9 protein-coding genes are annotated in these 17,562 nt (G+C 66.0%); all 9 read right to left on the reverse strand.

Translation table 11 applies throughout. The annotated features are described in order from the left end of the window. Positions 1–89: 89 nt before the first annotated feature. On the reverse strand, positions 90–1,679 hold the full coding sequence (locus I6J77_RS12235; RefSeq protein ID WP_204109209.1) for a ShlB/FhaC/HecB family hemolysin secretion/activation protein: 1,590 nt from the start codon (positions 1,677–1,679) through the stop codon (positions 90–92). A gap of 603 nt (positions 1,680–2,282) precedes the next feature. Beyond that, entirely contained in the window at positions 2,283–2,639 is a 357-nt protein-coding gene (locus I6J77_RS12240) for a hypothetical protein (protein WP_204109210.1), read from the reverse strand. After that, on the reverse strand, positions 2,636–7,066 hold the full coding sequence (locus I6J77_RS12245) for a bifunctional serine/threonine-protein kinase/formylglycine-generating enzyme family protein (protein WP_204109211.1): 4,431 nt from the start codon (positions 7,064–7,066) through the stop codon (positions 2,636–2,638). The genes I6J77_RS12240 and I6J77_RS12245 overlap by 4 nt, the downstream gene beginning before the upstream one ends. Positions 7,067–7,082: 16 nt before the next feature. Next, the gene (locus I6J77_RS12250; RefSeq protein ID WP_056717162.1) at positions 7,083–7,802 is read right to left on the reverse strand and encodes a PP2C family serine/threonine-protein phosphatase; all 720 of its coding nucleotides are present in this window, start codon (positions 7,800–7,802) and stop codon (positions 7,083–7,085) included. After that, positions 7,799–9,469: a type VI secretion system-associated protein TagF gene (tagF, locus tag I6J77_RS12255; RefSeq protein WP_204109212.1), complete on the reverse strand. Its 1,671-nt coding sequence runs from the start codon at positions 9,467–9,469 to the stop codon at positions 7,799–7,801. Before tagF ends, I6J77_RS12250 begins: the two co-directional genes overlap by 4 nt. 4 nt (positions 9,470–9,473) lie before the next feature. After that, a complete protein-coding gene (gene tssM, locus I6J77_RS12260; RefSeq protein WP_204109213.1) occupies positions 9,474–13,007 on the reverse strand; it encodes a type VI secretion system membrane subunit TssM in 3,534 nt (1,177 codons plus the stop codon). 5 nt (positions 13,008–13,012) lie between these two features. Then, positions 13,013–14,218, reverse strand: a complete 1,206-nt coding sequence (gene icmH / locus I6J77_RS12265; protein ID WP_239309281.1) for a type IVB secretion system protein IcmH/DotU — start codon at positions 14,216–14,218, stop codon at positions 13,013–13,015. Positions 14,219–14,378: 160 nt separating this feature from the next. After that, complete coding sequence (gene tssK / locus I6J77_RS12270) at positions 14,379–15,716, reverse strand: type VI secretion system baseplate subunit TssK (protein WP_056717159.1); 1,338 nt, start codon at positions 15,714–15,716, stop codon at positions 14,379–14,381. Between the two features lie 125 nt (positions 15,717–15,841). Then, positions 15,842–17,230: a type VI secretion system-associated FHA domain protein TagH gene (gene tagH / locus I6J77_RS12275; protein ID WP_204111479.1), complete on the reverse strand. Its 1,389-nt coding sequence runs from the start codon at positions 17,228–17,230 to the stop codon at positions 15,842–15,844. Positions 17,231–17,562: the final 332 nt, after the last annotated feature.

Consider the following 17,562-nt stretch of genomic DNA (forward strand, 5'->3'; position numbering starts at 1 on the left):
AGTGCCGCTCCGGAAGTCCGGTCTGCATGGACGCGCGCCGTCGTGCGCATCGTGCGCTGCTTTGTGCTCTTGCTCATGGTCGTCATCCGTCAGAACGTGAAGCTGAACCGGGAGTAGATGTGGTAGCCCTTTTTGTCAGACGCATCCTGCGAACTCAGGGGCACGGCACCGTTGAGGTGAAACTCGAAGTTGTGGAATCGCGGCAGGCGGAAAATCAGTCCGGCGCCCACGCCACTCAAGGTGGCCGTGTCGGGCGTGATCTCGCGGTTGGCGCCTGCGGAAAAGCCCTTGGCGTAGTCGACGAACACCTGGAATTCGAGCAGTTCGCGCCATGGCCTTCCGTAGAAAGGCGACACCTTGTCGCCGAAACCCGGGGCGTCGACGTGATACTCCAGCGAGGTGTAATAGCCGCGGTCGCGCAAGGCATCGGCGATCGGATAGGCGCGGGTACTGTCGGGGCCGCCCAGGGCAAACTGCTCAAGCGGAATCAGGGCATCGTTGGTGTATTGACCCACCAGCTTCAGGTAGAGCCGCTGCGACTTGGTCAGGAACTGCATGCGCGTGTACGACAGCTTCGTCACCAGGAAGCTGCGCGAGTGCTGCGGACTGACCAGGTCGGGAACGAGCGAGTCGTCACTGATGGACTTGCGCAGGCCGACCTGAAGGATGTCGACACCGTTGAAGCGACGATCGGTATGCAGCAAACCGTAGGTCAGTTCCCCCACGGTGAATTTCTCGTCCGACAGGTGAAATCCCAGACTGTCCAGCTTGGACTCTTCCCGGATCACATGCAGCGTGCTCAGTGCCTGCATGTCGTCGCGATTGATGAACTTCCAGTCCATGCCGCCGTAATAAAGCGAACTGGGACCTTTCACGTCCAGGGCCGCGAACGTGCCGGTGTTGATCTGCAGCTCGTTGCGGGAGGCGCCGACCACGGCCGACAAACCTGGCACCCAGGGCGCCGGCGCGCGATAGGTGGTCGCGCCATAGATGTTGTCGCTGGGGTCCAGCGCGTAGTCGACATTGAGGTTGAACACGTCGCCGATACCCAGCGGGTTGGCCCACTCGATGCCGGCCTGTGCCCGGTACCGGCCGGTCAGCTCGGTGCCGTAATTGTTGGCGCCCAGCATGAACTTGACCGGGCGCTTCGCCTCGGTGGCGATCATTACCAGATCGGTATCACCGGTGTTCTCGCCAGGCTGGAACGTCGAGGCCACGGTGACACCGGGGAGATCACGCGCGTAGAGCAACGCGGTATCCACATCGCTCTTTTGCAGCGGCTTGCCGCGGAGTTCCTGCGCCGCAGCGGAGATCACGCTGGGCCGGTAGCGATTGGTGCCCTTGACGATGATCTTGCCGATCTTCCCTTCCAGCACCTGGATCTGCACGATCTTGTCCGGTCCCACCGTCTGCGCCGGAAGGAACGCGTTGGAGACGATGAAGCCGGCACTGCGATAACGCTCGACGATCTTGTTGGCGACTCCCTGCATGTCGTCGAAGCTGAGCTCCACCGGAGTGCCGGCCTTGGCCGCCAATTCCTGGTACTGCGCATCGGCCAGAGCCTGGATGCTGGCCGGCGTCACTCCGACATCGGAGTGGTCGGCCACGCCCGTCACGTGGAAACCCTGCACGGCGATTTTCTGGTCGGCCGCGGCGTCGCGATCACGAACGGGCGGCACCACGTTGTCCGCCTGGACCTGCGCCGGCGGAGTCTGTGGGGAGCTGCCGACAGGCGCCGCGTTGCCGGAACCCTGGTCAGCTGATCCGCCGCCAGCGTCCTGTGCCTGAACGTTTCCGCCCGTAAGTGCAAATGCCAACGCTGCCGCGAAGCAAACAATGCGCACGATACATTCCCCTTGGCCGCATCTAATCGATCCATTGACGGTGTGCCCCGGCGATCGGTGCCCACCAGCTGCGAACTTCCCAAGCCCCCGGCATTCAGGCAATTGCTGCCTGCTGGCTCGTCTTACCTCTATCAGGATACACCTTTGCCCTTCCAAAGGAAGAGCCGTTTGGCATCGAAAAAGATGCCCACGAGCATGCCTGGCAAGTTCTGACAGGGCATGTCGGAAAAGGACTGCTTTACAGATTCGCGACCGTTAAAAATCACTTGAAAAAAGGGTCCGCGCCGATCCCTGCCAAAGTTCCACAAGGCAACTCCGGCTGGGTTTCACACACGCAATCATGGCCGCCCAGGCTCGGGTTCAGGCGAGCGAAGGAACACGACGCAGATGCCTGTCATGGATGGAATCGCATCCTGAAGCGACTGCCATGGCAGGCAATCAGTGACGCAGCATCAGCCAGCCAGCCACCACCACGAGAACGGCCGCGGCAATCAGGATCAGCAGCATCTTCCTGGACAGCGTCGGCCGCATCGAAACCAGCGAGGCGAGTGCTCGTCCGGCGTCAGCGGAAGCATCACTGACGCTCGCCGCGGCCGGATCACCGGAGCGCGACGCCCTGACGCTTCCCGGCGGCACCAGCGCCTTGCGCGCCGTAACCACGCCACCGCCGTCCGACAAGGACTGCAATACGCGACGGCGACGGTTGCGATATTCCACACGGGAAATCCGGCCAAGCCGGTGGGCGTCATCCAGCGCGCGCAGATCCCGGTTGATGGCAGCTTCGCGTTCGGTCATTTCAGCTCCCTCAGTATCCGGAAACCCACGTCCCGTTGCGGCGAACCGCCATCGACACGGCTGGAATCAACGCTGCAATCCGACCAGTAGCTGCTGTAGCTGCCGCCACGCACCATCACGCTGCCGCCGCTCACCACCCATTCCCACACATTGCCGGTCGAATTGACCAGGCCCCAGGGGTTGCGTGAGCGGCCACGCGGGGACACCGCAGCGCCGCCACCATCACCGCCGCCGGCCGAGGGAAGGATGCAGTTGCTGTCCTCGGCCTGCTTCCAGCCACCACCGCCTTTCGCCGCGTGCAGCCATTCCGCGTCGGTCGGCAGGCGATAGGTGAATCCGCCGCTGAGGTCACTGAGCCAGCGCGCGTAGGCACGCGCCTGATCCAGGCTGATGTTGCTTATCGGCGCGTTGCCAAGATCCTTGTCGGCCACCGACACCGCCGCGCACTTGCCGCTGGCGCGGCAGAACTGGTTGAACTCGTTGATCGAGATTTCCGCACGCGAGATGGCGTAAGCCTTGCCGCCATTCACGCCGGGCACAACCACCAACAATGGCCCGCGCCCGCCATTGATGGCATCCGAACAGAACTTGCCCTTGCCTGCCAAGCCCGGCTTCGCGCAGGGATCGGGACCACCCACCGCAGCCACGCCTCCGCTGGGCGCGGGTTGCACCACCGGTGTCGTGCCGGTCTTTCCGGTCGTCACGGGCGGCCGCCCCGGCGTCGGCGCCGGCGTCTCGGTCACCGGCGTCGATACCGGTGCCGTCACCTGCGGGGCGGGTGCTGCCGCAGCGGCGCGCTTCAGCTTGTCGAGCTGCTCGGCGAGTGACCGGGCAGTCAGCTGGCCTCGCGCCTTCATGCTCGTTTCCAGCTTGCCCAGTTCGGTGGCGTCATTTCTGCGCACGCTGTCCAGTTGCTTCTGCAACTGCGCGTACTCGGCACTGCCCAGTGGCTGCTTCGAGGCGGCCATGATGGCGGCGACCACATCGTAGCGGGCCTTTGCCGCGCGCAAGTTCGCGTTGTTGCCGAGTGCTCCCAGGCCCTGCCCGAGAACATCGGACGCACGCTGGTAGCGCCCCTTCTGGAAAGCGTCCTCGGCCTGGCCCAGATAGGCGTCGGCCAGCAGCTTCGGTCCCTCGGTCTGGAGGAAGGGATTGTCAGGCTGCAGGGTCTTGATCCGTGCCAGCGACTGGCTTGCCTTGCTGACGTCGCCGGCGGCCACCGCGCTCTTCATCGACTCGATACGCGACTTGACTTCGGCGTCGGCGCCTTCCTGTGCGGCCTTCGCCTGCAACTGCTGCTGCAGCGTGTCCAGTGCCGCGCCCTGCGCGATCAGCTCAGCCGATTTCGGTACGTACTTCAGGCCGAAATCGACCGCGATCCTTGCCTGCGGCAGGTGCTGTGGATCAGCCAGCCGCGCGGCTTCCGCCGCGATGGCCGCACCCAGCGCGTTGACCGCCCGTTCGGTTTCGGGAGACTTGTCGGCGCCGAGCGTGGCCATCGCGGTGGCCACGTCACGCTGCCAGTCCGGTGTCAGCGTCGGCTTCGCACCCAGGCTGGCCAGCGCAGTGCGTGCGTCGGCAAGTGCCTGTGCCTGTTGCTGCAAGGTCTTCTGCTGCGCCGCCGAACGGGAAGCGGCCACGTCGGCCAGCACCCTGGCGAAGCCGGCTTCCGCGGGATCGATCTGCTGGCCGGCTTGGGCGACCCGCTCGGCCGCATCCAGGTTGCCACCGGCGATCTGGTCGCGCGCCAGCTTGATCAGGCCGGCATCGGCCTGGGCCTTCACTGCCGCGTAGTCCGGAGAATCGGCGCCGATCTGGGTGCGTGCGGTATTCAGGGCGCTCCTGACGTCCTGCAACCAGACCACCGTGGCCTGGGGGCTGGCGAGCAGGTCGGTTACCCGGCTCTTCGCCAACGCGGTGCGTTGTGCTTCACTGGCGGCCTTCTGCGCCAATTGGTTCTGCTGTTCCAGCAAGGCCTGCCGCGTCGCCGACAAGCTGGAGTCGCCCGGGAACAGATCGATGCCGAAGCCGGCAATGCTGATCGCACCCGGCAGGTCGCCCGCGCCTTGCCTTTCCTTTGCCTGGGCTTCCAGAACATCCTTCAGCCGTGCCGTCTGCGCCGCCAGTCGCGGATCATCTCCCAGCAGGCTGGCCGCATCGTGATAGGCCGTGGCCACCTTGGCCCGCCAGTCATCGGCGCTGACCGGCTGGTCCAGCAAGCCGGTGAGCGTCTGCAAGCCCTGCTCCCGCTGCTGTTGCAGCGCCTGCGCCTTCTGCTCCTGCAGCCGTTGCGCCGCCAGCGCCTTGCCGATTTCGTCGAGCTGCGCGCTGCGCTGCTTCAGTCTCGCCGAATCGGGGAACAGGCTGCTTGCCAGCTTGAGTTCGACGGTTGCCTCGTCGACACGCCCTGCGTCGATCGACTTGCCGATGGCGGTGTCGTACTTCAACTCCAGCTCGGCATTCTTCAGCAGGGCACTGTTCGGATCGATCGCGCGGATGCGGGTCAGCGTGGTGACGACGTTGTCCGGCTGGTTCTCGAAAATCGCGTCGGCGCTGATCTGGTCGGTCAGCTTGGTGTCGAGCGAGTTGAGCAGGTCGTTGCGCTGCTTCTCCACCTCGGTGCGCTTGATATCCAGCGCTGGCGAGTAGAGCTTGAGGTCGTCGCGCAGCTTGAACACCTTCTGGGTGCCGGCATAGTCGTAACGGTCCCTGGCCGGATTCCAGTAGGCGTCGATGCGGCCGAGCAGGTAGCTCTGGATCAATTCGCCCTGATCGATGATCGTACGCTTGCGGTCGTCGTCGTTCAGGGTGTCGAGGGCCTGCAGGGCCTGGCCTTCATCCGCGTAGTGGTCGGCGCGCGTCATGGTGAAACGGGCGATCACCTCGGCCAGATGATGATTGCGCTGGTAGGTCGTCCATGCCCAGGCGCCGCCGGCAATGATCAGAATGGCCGGCACGCCGTACAGCAGGTATGGCAGTGCGCGTTCGCGCGCGCCCACGTCGCGCAGGCCTTCGATCAGCTCGTTGGCGCTCTTCAGGCGCTGCGCCTTGGTGAAGGCCACGCTGGCGCAGAGCGTCTTGTACTGATGCTTGGTCAGCCCCTTCACCGGTGGCGGCTTGCGGCCTTCCTTCATCGCCACTTCGGCGCTGGCCTTGTCATACGGATGCTTGCCGGTGAGCAGTTCGAACGTCACGCAACCCAGTGCGTAGACGTCATCGCCGGGCACCGGGTCTTCACCCCGGATCATCTCCAGGCTGGCGTAGGCGGGGGTAAGCGCGCCCAGCGTACCGGCGTCGAACACGGTCTGTTCGCCGACGGCATCGCCCATGTGCTTGCCGGCGCGGGCAATGCCGAAGTCGAATACCTTCGGCACGCCTTCGCGGGTGACCATGACGTTGGCCGGCTTGAAGTCCGAATGGACCACGCCGGCCGAGTGGGCGCGCGTGAGCGCCCGCGCCATGCCTTCGATCAGCGGCCGGGCTTGCGCCAGCGGCATGCCGTTGTAGGCCTTCTCGCGGATCAACTGCTTGAGATCGGAGCCGTCGACATACTCCATCGTCATGAAGACGATGGTGCGGTCCTTGTCGAAGTCGTAGACGCGCACGATGTTGTCGTGCGCCAGCTGTTGCGAGCGGCGCGACTCGCGCTGCAACGAGATCAGCGAGTCGGGATGGCGGCGAAATTCGTCGTTAAGGATCTTGACGGCGACGTAGGGGTCGCGGTCACGGGCTTCCACCTTGCGCTCGTCGCGGGCCTTGAACACCACGCCCATGCCGCCGCGGCCGATCTCCTTCTCGAGGTAGAAACGTCCCTTCAGCAGCGAACCGACGGTGACGAAGTCGGACGCATCGCCTTCGGCGATGTGGTTCCAGCTGGAGCTGCTCATGCTGGAACTGGTGCCAGTCATCCCCTGCCGGGTGCCTTGCGTGCCGGTCGCGCCGACGGTCTGCCCTTCGGTCGGTTCCCGTGGTGCGGCCGAGGCCGGTTTCACCATGGTGGCTTCGTCGTCCGCCGCCGGCGGTTGGACCGGACGCGAGGTGGGCTTGACCACGGTGACATCATCCAGCGGCGGGGCTGGCGGACGGGATGTGGGCTGCACCCGGGTCGCGTCATCACTGCCGGCTCCGGTCGGCGGAGCCGCCGGAGCGATCGGCGCGGGGCGCTGCGTGGCGGGCTTTACCTGGGTGACGTCATCGTCATGCGACACGCCTGCCGGGGAAGCCTGTACGGACGCCAGCTTGGCCAACAGGGCCTTGGCCACCATCGGATCGAGCGCGCCGGCATCGCGCTGCTGTTCGAGCCACTCCTGTTCGGCATGGTGTTGCGCCTCGGACACGGCCCCGCGCGCACCGAGTGCGTCGAACAGGGCGGCGAGCTTGAGCTTGTCGGCCTGGTAGGCGGAGACCAGTTCGGCTATGGAATTCATGAGTGGGAGGTTTTCTTCATTCTTGGATGCGAACGACGACGGCCGAGATGTTGTCCCGTCCGGCGCGGCTCATCGCCAGGTCGAACAGGCTGGCGACGAGATCCTGCGGTTGTGGGTGGCGACGGCATTCGTCGTCGAGTTCGGCATCGGACATTTCCTTGTTGATGCCGTCAGAGCAAAGCACGAAGCCCATGCCGGGCCGATTGCCCGCGACGACCCAGTCGACGAACAGGTGTTCCTCCGCACCCACCGCACGCGTGAGGACGCCCGAACCCGCCTGAGCCGGCGCCGCAGGGGCGCCAAAATGGGTGACATCGTCATCGCCGCCATGCACGTGATCGCGGGTGATCTGACGCAGCTGGCCATCCTCGAAACAGTAGACGCGGCTGTCTCCCACCCATCCGCACAGCATGTAGTCGCCGTCATGCACCAGCACCACGACGGTGGAGCCGATCAGGTCGACCCCTCGCGTGGCGGCGGTCTGCAACAGTTCGGCATTGACCTGGGAGAGCGTGTCCTCGATCGCTTCGATGAAGTCCAGGGCGCTGCCGGAACGGGGCAAGGCACCGAGGCGTTCGACGATCATCGAGCTGGCGTAGTCGCCTGCCGAATGGCCGCCCAGTCCATCGGCGACAACCCACAGGCCGACTTCGTCGCGCACGAGAATGGAGTCTTCGTTGTGCTTGCGCACCTTTCCGGTCACCGTGCGTCCGGCCGAAACATAGCGGGTCATCATGCACCAACCTCGATGATCGTCAGCGGCCACCTTGCCGCATCCACGCCCAGTCCCGCGGCATTCGCCAGCCGCAGGCGTGCTTCGTCGACGGGCAGCGCGAGATGGCTGGCCACGACGTCCGGTGACAGGTGCAACAAGGACTCGCCCGCCATCAGCATCAGGCGATCCCCCGCGACGAGCTCGCAGCGAACCTCTCCGCACAGGGGCTGCTCCGACGCGCCCAGCCCGGGAGCAGCGGGCGCCGCGCTGCTGAACAACAGGTCGTCGAATTCACCGTCGTCCGCGCCACCGGGCAGGGGATCGTCGGCCTGCGCGAACAGGGGCTGCGCGCGTCCATGGCGCCAGTGCCAGGCGCCTGCGGCGCCAATCCGCAGCAAGCCGGCCTGACCCGCGACCACGTGGGCGGCGATCACCGCGCAGTCCTCCAGCACCGGGTCGATCAGGTCCTCGCTGGCCCGACGCAACGGCGGATTGAGCATCAACAACTGCCTGCGCAGCGAATGCATGCCGCCGATCAGGTCGCTGCACGACATCGTGCGGATGATTCCGGACACCTCGCCGACCGCGCGCTGGCGTGGATCGGCCATGCCGACCTCGGCCGACAGCACGGTCAGTCCGCAGTCTGTTCGTTCCACCACGGTGACGGCCGCGACGACGTCCCCCTCCCCGGCTGACGTTGCCTGAGCCATCGGGGCAACCAACGGGACCGGCGGTGCCAAGGTCGCCACTTCGGACGTCCCGACGAGATCGGCCAGCAGATCCGGATCATCAGGCAGCCATGCGCCGGAAGGTGTCGATGGTGGTGGCGGCATGGCCGACACCGGGATGGCCGACGCCGCGGCAGCCGACACCGGGGCGGCCGGCGCTGCCGCCATGAGGTCGTCGAGCAGGCTGTCCGCGCGTTCCGGCATCGGTACCGCGCGCGGCGCCGATCGTTCGAAAGCCATCGGCGATTGCCACGCCGCGGTGCCGTGTTGCGCATCCAGGAAGGTCACGTAGGCGGATGCCGCCGGCAATCCGCGGGTGGCCAGCACACACGCCGGAACACGTTCGCTACCTGCCGTCCACCACAGGCACCACGGACCCGGGACGGCGGCCAGACGCTCCCACACTTCGCCCAGGAACGGCTCCGGCGAGGAGGCCCCGCCGAGGGGCAGGCGCCAGTGTGTCGCGCGATTCCAGTCGACGTCGCGCAGCGACGTGGCGGCCGGCGACGACGCCCTCGCCAGCGGGTCACCCAGGGCAGCCACCTGCTCGTCGAACGCCTCCACGCCGATGCGGGCGTCGCACTGCGCCGTGGTGTGCACCTGCTCGGCCGCGTCGGACCAGGCTTTCGCCTCGGTCAGCGCGCGGGTGCCGGATGCGATGTCCGCGCCGAGCGGAGCGGCGATGACCATCGGGAAGCAGCGCCCCACCCGATCCACGCCAGGCCCCATGATCCCGAACCAGGCGGAATCACCGCACACTCCCGGGGCGAAAAGAAAGCGCCACACCGGACTGGCGTGGTAGGCGTCATGCCAGCCGCCGCCCAGTTCGGCACGGCTGGCCGCCACCGCCTCTTCGAAATGCCTGTCCCAGACATCGACGAAAGCCGATGGCAGCCGGCGCTGCACGAAGTCTCCCGCGCAAGGCAGCTTTCCGAAAAAGCCCGCGACGGAAGTCGGCATGCGTCTAGCCCCCGCACCGGAAACTGGACAGCGCGTTGCTCAGGAAGGGGTTTTTCAGATTGTTGGCCTGGACCGTCACCTTGGCGACATGGCCACCGAAGTTGAAACTGGCCACGAAACGCAGATCGGACTGCTTCTGCAGATTCGCCGCCTGCAGCGCCCGGAAGAACGCCCAGTCGCCGCGATAGTCGAAGGTGGTCAGCAGGGTCCCCGCGGTGTCGTAGGCGGAGATCGAGACATGACCCGGCGTGGGTCCCGGCCACTTCATGGTGGCCATGGTCGAGCCTCCGGACTGGTATTCGTATTTCTGGCCATCAACCTCGATCACCAGCTTGCCGATGCCGGCGTCGAGCACCGGCGCGAGCAGCGTGAAGTCGACCTCGGGCATGTTGCCGCTGCGGAAGAACATCTGCTTGATCCGGTCGGCACCCTGCAATTGCGCCAGCATGCCGGCCGAACCACTGATCGCGCCCGGGCCGGTCTTCCACTGCCAGTTGCGGCCGCTGGCATCGATCAGCTTGCCCACGGTCTGGTTGTAGAAACCGTCGAAGCGCCCGCCATAGCCGAACATCTCGCCGAAGTTCTGCAGCGGGATATCGTTGTTGCTGGACGGCGAGAACGGGTAGCGCCCGCGGGTGTAGTCGGCGCAATCCTTGGCCACCATCTGCTGGTACTGATCGTCGAGAGCACCCTTGGTGCCGCTGGCCACCAGCGCCTGGCTCTTGCCGGTCAGCGCCGCAAACCAGCCCGAAGCGGGCGCCGGCAGCTGGCCGGCCGCCTGCTGCGCCATCAGCAGTTGCGGATTGGGCTGGCCCGCGGCCGAGCTGAAATCGCCCATGGTCAGCAAGGTCTTGCTGAGATCGTCGAGCACCTTGAGCGTCTGATCGATCGGCGCGGCGCCCGGGCCACCTTCGCTCAACTTGTTGATCTGCTCGAAGTGGTCGCTGATCACCTGCCCCGGCTTGGCGGCTGCCGCATCGTCACCCGGCGTGGCGGTCCCGGCACCGGCCTGGGCGAGCGCGCGCGCCAGGGCGGACTGGGTCGCCTTCTTCTGGGCCAGCTTCTTGGCCACGTCCTCGGCCTTGTCCTTCGCATCGGCGGGCGGTGCGCGCATCAGGTCGTGGGTGTTGTCGCTCACCACCTTCAGCAGCAGCTTCATCGGCGAGTTGGGGCCGGCCAGCTTGGCCGCGATCGTGCTGGCATCCTGGATGTTGCCGATCGGCTGCAGCTCCAGATCCGCCAGGATGTCATCCCAGGCCTTGATGTAGTCCTGCTCGTAGAGTGCCAGCACCTGCTGGGCGAGCCGGGCCTTCTGCAACGAATCGATCTTGGTGGCGCCGAATACCCAGTCATCGGCGGCGAACTGCGTGACCGCCTGATCGATGCCCTTGTCGACTTCATCCTTGAACACCGGTTGCGTGAACAGCGCCGGCAACGGTTCCGAAAGCGGCGCACCGCTCTTGCGCCGGTAGACGTTGCCGAGCAGCCCCAGCTCCTTGTCCAGTCGCAGCGGCGGATACGCACCGCTGTCCGCATTCAACTTGATGTTGCCGTAGATCAGCGTGGCCAGATCCGCGGTGCGCAGCGTGTTGCGCGCCTGTTCCACCAGGCTGGCATCCAGGTTCAGCGCGCGCAGCCGCCCCTCGTGTCCGACCAGCGCGTCGAAGTGCTTGGTCAGCGCCTTCTGCAGCACGGGATCGGACGGGAACAGTCGCCGCCATTCGATCGCCGCCAGCGCCACGATCTGGTCGTGATCCAGATGCTCGGGCTGGCCCAGCATCAGGTAGCCCTTGAGGTAGTAGTAGAGCATCTGGGGGTCGCCCGCATTCGCGGCCAGGCCGGCCCGGAACTGCGAGGCCACGCCAGGCAGCAGCAGCGCGTTCAGCTCGCGATAGTACGCGTCACGCACTTCGTCGCCGACCGCATTGCCCTGGTACAGGCCGAAACGCATCGACAGCGGCACGTCGCCCTTGTGCTGCTCGGCGACATCCACCGCGCTGGACAGCGACTCCAGCCGCTCCAGCACCATCGCGAAATAGGCCTGCTGGTTCGGTGCCAGCGACGCGTCGCTCTGCGCCGGATACTTCTGCAATGCCGCCTGCACCTGGCCCAGGTAGGCGCCGTTGCGCCGGTAGCTGCTGGCCAGGCCGAGGATCAGCAGGCCGCAGGCCAGCAGCACGCCGATGTACGCGGCCGCCTGCAGCAGGGTCTTCTGGCGCTCCAGCTTCGGATTGGTGCCGGCAAAGCCGGATTCCTTGAACAGCACGTCCCGAAGCAGGCGCTCGACGAAGAAGGTGCGGCTCTGGGCGCCAGGCACGTGCAGGCGCGAGGCATCCAGCCCGAAAGTGCGCGCCACCGCGCCCATCATGCGATCGATCGGCGTGCCTTCCTGCGTGCCCGAAGTGAAGTAGGCACCACGCAGCAGCAACGGCGCGTCGTACTGATGTCCGGTGAACACGCCTTCGACGAACTGCCGCGTGATGTCGCGCAGAGCGCCGAGCTGCTGCGGGAACGACAGGATGGCTGCGCGCCGGGTGCGATCGCGTTCGCCGTGGAGCCGATCGAGGATGCGCGTGTTGAGCCGATCCAGCAGCAGGTTGAATTCTTCGAGGAACTGCTTCGCCGCGCTGCCGTCCATGGTCTTGTCGACCGCGAACGACATGCCCCAGACTTGGCTGCGCAACTCGGGATTGAGGTCGTCGAAGAACTCGGTGAAGCCGGCGACCAGGTCGCACTTGGTGAACACCAGATAGGCCGGCACGCCGATGCGCAGGTGCTTGGCCAGTTCGTCCAGGCGCTGGCGAACCGCCTGGATGTGCTGCTGGCGGCCATTCGCATCCAGGGTCAGCAGGTCGGACAGGCTCATCGCCACGATCACGCCGTTGATCGGGCGGCGCTTGCGGTACTTGCGCAACAGGTTGAGGAACTCGGTCCAGGCCGAAGCATCGGCGCCGCGGTCGGAGTCCTGGGTGGTATAGCGACCGGCGGTGTCGAGGAATACCGCCTCGTCGGTGAACCACCAGTCACAGTTGCGCGTACCGCCGACGCCGCGGATCGCTTCCTTGCCGAACTTGTTCGACAGCGGAAAGTTGAGGCCCGAGTTCTGCAGCAGCGTGCTCTTGCCGGACCCCGGCGGCCCGATCACCACATACCAGGGCAGCGCGTAGAGATTGGTTCCGCCGCTGCGATTCTTGCGCAGGGTTTCCACCGCCTCCTGGAAGCGGTTCTGCAACTGCGCCCGCTCGTTGGCGGAGCGGTCGTCACGCTCGCCGCCGGCCTGGGCGGTGCCCTGATCGCTCAGGTCGCTGGCCATCTGCCTGGCCTTGCCGCGCACGCGCATCTGTTGCAGCTGCAACCAGACCGCCCAGATCACCACGATCACGATGATCACCAGCAAGCGGACCACCGGGCTGGCCAGCGGCTGCGACTCGCCGAAGCCGAGGTAGGGGCCGCCGAACCAGATCAGCAACGACAGCAGCAGCAAGCCGACGAGGGTGATGAACAGGCGGGATTTGAACAACGCAAGAAGCTTGCCCACGATGTTCAGTCCTCCGGGCTGTAGAGAATTTCGACGCGCCGATTGCGCGCGCGATTGGCCGGCAGGTCGGGCGGCAGTGCGATCGGTTGCGAGGAACCCGCGCCGCTGGATTCCAGCCGCCCGCTGTTGTCGATGCCCTCGCCGAGTATCTGCAGCACCGACCTTGCGCGCTCGGCGGACAACGCGTAGTTGTCCTTGAAGCGCAGCGAGTGCACCGGCTGGTCATCGGTGTGGCCCACCACGACGACCCGCCCGGGAACCTGGTTCAGTGCGGCGGTGATCGCATGCAGCATCGGAACCTGCTTGTCGGCCACCTCGGTGCCGCCGGATGCGAACATCGCGGCGGCATTGAGGCGGACCAGCGCCGAACCGTCCGGCTTCTCGTCCACCGTCAGGGCGCCAGCCTGCTCCTCCGGCGCCAGCAACTGCTTCAGGCTCTTGCGCTCGACCTTGGGCTGGGCCTGGCGACGCTGCGCGTCGTCCGGCGGCACCGCGGTTTTCAGGCCGATCTGCACAACCTGCGCGCTGACCGGTGACGACAGTTCGTTCAACCGCGTGAAGAAATACAGGAAGGCGCCCAGCAGCAGGCAGGCGCCTGCGGCCAGGATCACCCAAAGCGGAACGTGGCGCACCAGCGGATTGCGCCGATCCTCGATGCCCTTCCAGTGCGGCGCCAGTTCCTCTGCCGCGGGCGGGCGCTGCGCCTTGATCCGGCGGTACAGCTCTTCCTGGATGTCGGCCAGCCTGGCGCGACCATCGGCTTCGATCTGGTAGCGCCCGCCGAAGCCGAGCGCCAGGCAGATGTACATCAGCTCGATCAGGTCGATGTGCTTCGAGAAATCGGCACACAGCCGGTCGAGGATGATGAAGAATTTCTCGCCACCGTACGACTCGCCATGGAAGACCACCAGCAGCGTCTTCGCCGCCCAACCGCTCTGCTGCCCCCACGGCGTGTTCATCACCGATTCGTCCAGCGTCGAGCACAGCACATAGCGCGCCGCGGTGATGGTCTGGGCGGCGATGCCGGCGGCCTGCGCGTTGCTTTCGAACTGACGGACCTGGGCAATCACCTGCTCGCGCAGATGAGCTGCGTCGGGTTGTGACACGCTGTTGCGCAACTGCACGGCCAGCAGCAGCAGCGGGCTGGCGGCCTGCACCAGGGCGTTGAGACCGCCGCCCAGAAAGTCGCTGATCGCGGCCGGAGGGGCCATCTCGGCGCGCGACACCGGGCCGCGCGCAGCTGCCGCGGGTGCGACGGGCGCTGCAGTCGGTGGCGGGGCGGGCATGGGCGCCGGCGGCGCTCCGCGCGGACGGACCACCGTCGCATCGCGCATGGGATCGTCGTCATGGGGACCGTTGCTGTTCATGCGCTCAACCTCTGATCGCCCACAGTTGCAAGTCGAGACCGGCGAACTCGCCACCGAAATGGAAGGCGATGCCGCCCGACGTCTTCAAGGCCCGCCACATCGGCGAATTCTTGTCGAACTCGAAATACAGGTAGCCGGAGTTGTAGGGAATCTGGCGCGGCGCGACCGGCATCGGCGCCACCGGGATGCCGGGGAGCTGCAGGTTCACCAGGTCGCGGATCTTTTCCACCGGACCGATCTTCGACTGCGCGGGCAACTGCCGGCGCAGGTCTTCGGACTTCATGTCCGCCTTGGCCGCCAGCACGAACGCGGCGCTGTCGACCAGGCTGAGATCGGGCACCACGGCCACCCACACGCCGAACTTGCGCTGCTGCAGCGGAATCGGAATCGCCGTCTGCTCCATCACCGCGCTCAGGCTGCTGCGCAGGGCCTGGATCAGCGGCTCGAAACTCTCGTACAGCGCCTCGTGCCGATACGGCGGAAATGCCGGCGGCCGCTTGCCCGGCGCGGTGAACGTGCACAACTCGCCGGCCATCTCGGTCAGCACCCGGTAGAAGTCCTCCGGGTGCAGGATCGGCGCGGCGGCAAGATGGGCGATCAGTGGCTGGTAGCGGTTGACCACCTGCAGCAACAGGAAGTCGGCGATCTCGGCGGCGCCGCCGCGGTCGGTCACCGCAACGCGGCTGGCCAGCGCCTCGCCACGCTGGTGCAGCAGGCCAAGCAGTTCGGTGAGGAAGGTGGTGAGCTTCGGTGCGGCATGGCAGCTCAGCGCCGTCGGCATGAACGCCTCTTCGAGGATCACCCGCCGGTCGGAACGACACTCCACGATCCGCGCGACGGGAATCTGGGCCAGGCCCTCCAGCGGTTGCGATTGCGGCAACAGCCGGCTGTTGAGCCCGCCCACCTCCAGCGCCGTCATCCCGTCGACGCTGCCCGAGGCGTCGCGCACCTCGGTTTCACGCACCCGGAAACGGAACAGCTTTTCGGCAGGTGCCTCGGGGCGCCCGCTGTCCGGTTGTGCCGGCGAGCGCAACGGCAAGGTCAGGAACACCGTCTGGTCGCGCCAGTTGCCATCCACCTCCAGCGCCAGCGGCAGCGGATCGTCCGCGGGCATGCAGAACGGCGTGCCATCGGGGAACACGCCACGGGCGCGCTTGATCCCGAGTTTGCCGATCGCCAGCAGATCGGTCTCCAGTTCCAGTTCCGAAAAGCCCCAGGTGTAAGGGCGCAGACTGCCGGCGCGCAGTTCCACGAAGCGCTCGAGATAGCGTTCCTGCTGCTGCAGATGCTGGGGCCGAAGGAAGAGTCCCTCGCTCCAGACGACCTTGTTCATATCCGTCATGCGTCGCACCTGCCCCTGTGAGTCCCCGACGGCATTGCCGGGTGTGTCGGTGCCGGCCATCAGCGTGCCGGCACGTCCCCTGAATCCGTCCTTCGATCTGCGACCTGCAATGCCCCCCGGCGCCGCTAGTGATGTGCCTTTTGCATTCTCCGCGCCGACTTCAGGCGTGACAACTGTTCTTCATAAGCCCGTGCAAACTCGTCGCCGAACAGGCGCCGGAAGCATTCGTCGGGATCACGCGAGAGACCTTCGAAGTGTTCGCGGTACTTTTCCCAGTACTTGCCCTTGCCGGCGAATGCCGACCGCTTCGCGCCATCGGTTTCCTGTTCGAAGCGATCCGGGCTGAAATGCACCAGCAGGGATTCGAACGCGGCGCGGACGCCGGCGAGCATGGCCATCTGGTGGCAACGAATGTCATCGAAGGCATCTTCGAAGGCCGCTGTCCCCGACATGAAGGCGCCGTTCGAGGGCGCCATGATCTTGGCCAGCGCATCCTCCGGATTGGGCGCGAACTTCAGCGGGTTGTTCTCGGAACGCTGGATGATCGTGACCGGCAGGCGGAACGTGTTCTTGATCTCCGCCCGCGCGCGCAGCACGTCCATCACGCCATCGACGACGACCCGGAAGATCTGGTCGACATCCGTGGGCAAGGCCGTCGAAGCCACCGGAGGCGGCATGTACGTTGCCACCGCCGGCGCATGAGCCGGCGGAGCGACCACCGGAGGCGGCGCCACCGGCGCGGGTGGCGGCATGACCGGCGCCGGGGCCGGACTTGGCGGCGACGAAAAGTCGCCCATGGTCAGGTCCCAGTTCTCCGGCAACGCGTTCGCGGTGGACTGCCGTTGCTCGGTCGTCATCGGCGGATGGAAGAAATCTTCCGTGCTGGACGAGTGGTTCCAGCTCGAACTGGCATTGCCGGTGGTGGCGCCGGAAAGCAGGCCGGAGGTGCTCTCCGATGAACCCAGAAAACTCAACGGATCAAGCTCGCCCCCCGACGCGGGTGACACGGCGCCGGGAATCAGGTCGGCGTCGAGCGGAATGCCGCCGCCCATCGCCGGCGGATACGCAGGCGCCTGGGGAGCGATATCGAGCAAGCCGAAATCCAGCGGGTCGAGCGCCCCCGCAGGGATGGACCCCGCCGGAATGGATGGCGCCGAAGGCGGCGGGGACAAATCAGGCAACGCGGTGGAGCTGCCCGCGTCCTGCAGGCGCACTTCGACCTCGAAGGTATCGATCAGCAGGCGGTCGCCGTTCTTCAACGCCGAGGGATCGCCCTTGATCAGCGGCGCATCATTGAGCAGCATGCCGTTGGTGCTGCGATCCTCGATGAAATACATGCCGTTGAGGAAGCGGATCATCGCGTGGACACGCGACACGCCGGATGCACTGAGCACCCAATCGCAATCCTCGGAACGTCCGATGCTTCCACCCGCCCCCTCGAACGCCTTGCTGCTTCGGCTGCCGAACTGGGCAGCCTGACGGCCAGCGACTGCAAGGATCAGGCTCTGCGACATCGGCACGCGTATTTCCCCAGCAACTGTCAGATCGGCACGGCGGTGACGAACGCATCATCACGGCTCATGCAGTGAACCAGGTTTCGAACCCACATGAAGACCAGCGACTGATCGTGGCAAGGCCGTGAACCGGGTTCACAACCAGATTTGGCACTGGGACTTCCACATCCACGACCGAGCATCCTGCCCCTCCCCCCTTCCATTCCCGCCCCGAGCCGAGCACCACCGTGGCGCCCGAAGCTGCGAACCACGTACCGGGAAACCGACGCGCGACCGGCCACGACAGCCGGCAACTCACGAAAAATCTGCCGTCCACAATCGTATCGCCCCCC

The organism is Rhodanobacter sp. FDAARGOS 1247 (assembly GCF_016889805.1).
Classification (GTDB): domain Bacteria; phylum Pseudomonadota; class Gammaproteobacteria; order Xanthomonadales; family Rhodanobacteraceae; genus Rhodanobacter.